Below are 1,905 nucleotides of genomic sequence, written 5' to 3' on the forward strand. Positions count from 1 at the left end.
GGATCGACGGCGCGGCTCGCGCCTGAAGCGGATCGGAGTTCATGTACACAGCGGAAACCCGGGCGATCGAAGTGTCGGTCGAACCGGTCTATCTCGAGGATGAATCCTCGCCCGACGAGCACCATTACGTCTGGGCCTACACCGTCCGCATCACCAACCGCGGGCCGGAGCGGGTGCAGCTGCGCAACCGCTACTGGCGCATCACCGACGATTTCGGCCGGGTGCAGGAGGTGCGCGGCAAGGGTGTGGTCGGGGTTGAGCCGGTGATCGAGCCGGGCAAGGACTTCCAGTACACCAGCGGCGCCCCGATCGCGACGCCCTCCGGCATCATGGTCGGCACCTATGAGATGGAGACGCCGGGCGGCGAGCGCTTCGACGTCGCGATCCCGGCCTTCTCGCTGGACAGCCCGCACCGCACGATGCGGCTGAACTGACATGGCGCATCACGGATCACACCCCGAGGGCCCGGAGGACGACGCCGCCTCGTCCACGCCGCCGAATCCGTCCGGCATCGACACCCCGCCCCGAAAGGCCGGTCCCATGACCCGCATCCCCTTCTCGCCCGTGGCCGCCGCCAACGTCGCCAGCGCCGTGGCGCCCGCCGCCGAGGCCGATCAGCGGCCGAGCCGGGCCGAGGCCGAGGACGCGGTGCGCGTGCTGCTGCGCTGGGCCGGCGAGGAGATCACCCGCGAAGGCCTGCGCGACACGCCGAAGCGCGTGGTGAAGGCCTATGAGGAGTTCTTCCGCGGCTACGAGCAGGACCCGGTCGAGCTCTTGTCCCGGACCTTCGAGGAGGTCGAGGGCTATGACGAGATGGTGCTGCTGCGAGACATCGAGTTCGAATCGCATTGCGAGCACCACATGGTGCCGATCATCGGCAAGGCGCACGTCGCCTACCTGCCCGACCGGCGGGTGGTCGGCATCTCCAAGCTGGCGCGGGTGGTCGACGCCTACGCCAAGCGGCTGCAGATCCAGGAGCGGCTGACGGCCCAGATCGCCACCGCGATCGACGAGGTGCTGCGGCCGCGCGGCGTGGCGGTGATGGTGTCGTCGCAGCACCATTGCATGACCACGCGCGGCGTGCACAAGCACGGCACCCAGATGATCACCAGCTACATGACCGGCGCCTTCCGCGACGACCCCCAGCTGCGCCGCGAATTCCAGATGATGCTCGGAATGCCGGTGTAAGGGCGCCAACCTACCGTCGTTCGGCCCCCGTGACCCTTTCGGTCCTCAATTCCGCGGCGCATCGTGCAGTTCCAGACGGCCCGCCGCCTTGCTGCCGCAGCGGGTGCAGCGCAGCGTCAGCTCCAGTCGGAACAGCCGGGCATCCGTGCCGTAGCGCCGGACCAGCAGGGTGCGGTCCAGCGCCTTGCTGCGGGTGCAGCGGCCGCATTTCGCCACGATGGTGGTGCCGGCCGACAGGTCGCTCAGCCGCAGCGCCACATCCCAATTGTTCCTGATCTGTTCGCGCATTTGAGCAAAATACGACTCGATCGGGCGGCTGGGGAGTCCTTTTTATCCCAGGCCGACAGGCCGCTTCGCGGCGGCCGCCCGGCAGCGGGCCGTTGCCGAGCATGCGCCCGGCGGCTGGCCGCATGACGCGAAGGCATTGGCCGGGTCGACCGCCCTGCCGCCAGGATGCACCCCTGGCCCTATGCCGGCCGGCCCGGCCTGCACCATTCCTTCCGTGGCCTCTTCAGGCATCGAGACGACGGACGAGTTCCGAGAAGACACCGATGACGGCAGCGCTGCGACGCATGAAAGCGATGATGGTCCTGGCCGCGGCGGCGATGGTGCTGATGCTGGCGCCGCCCGCCCCAGCCCAGACGTCCCCGGCCCAGACACCCCCGACCCAGACGACACAGCGGGTGGTGCCCGTGGCCCTGCGGGTGATCCCGCCCA

Annotated in this window: 3 protein-coding genes; 2 read left to right on the top strand and 1 reads right to left on the bottom strand. The window is 69.2% G+C overall.

The genetic code is table 11. The features are described 5' to 3' along the window. Positions 1-41: 41 nt before the first annotated feature. The gene (gene apaG / locus AC3XYG_RS04705) at positions 42-434 is read left to right on the top strand and encodes a Co2+/Mg2+ efflux facilitator ApaG/CorD (RefSeq protein ID WP_489138655.1); all 393 of its coding nucleotides are present in this window, start codon (positions 42-44) and stop codon (positions 432-434) included. 106 nt (positions 435-540) lie between these two features. Further along, positions 541-1,188, top strand: coding sequence for a GTP cyclohydrolase I FolE (gene folE, locus AC3XYG_RS04710; RefSeq protein WP_489138656.1), 648 nt, complete (start codon positions 541-543; stop codon positions 1,186-1,188). 45 nt (positions 1,189-1,233) lie between these two features. Here folE and AC3XYG_RS04715 read toward each other — a convergent pair whose 3' ends face one another. Next, the gene (locus AC3XYG_RS04715) at positions 1,234-1,476 is read right to left on the bottom strand and encodes a hypothetical protein (protein ID WP_489138657.1); all 243 of its coding nucleotides are present in this window, start codon (positions 1,474-1,476) and stop codon (positions 1,234-1,236) included. Positions 1,477-1,905 lie beyond the last annotated feature (429 nt).

The sequence above is a fragment of the Inquilinus sp. genome (assembly GCF_057815775.1).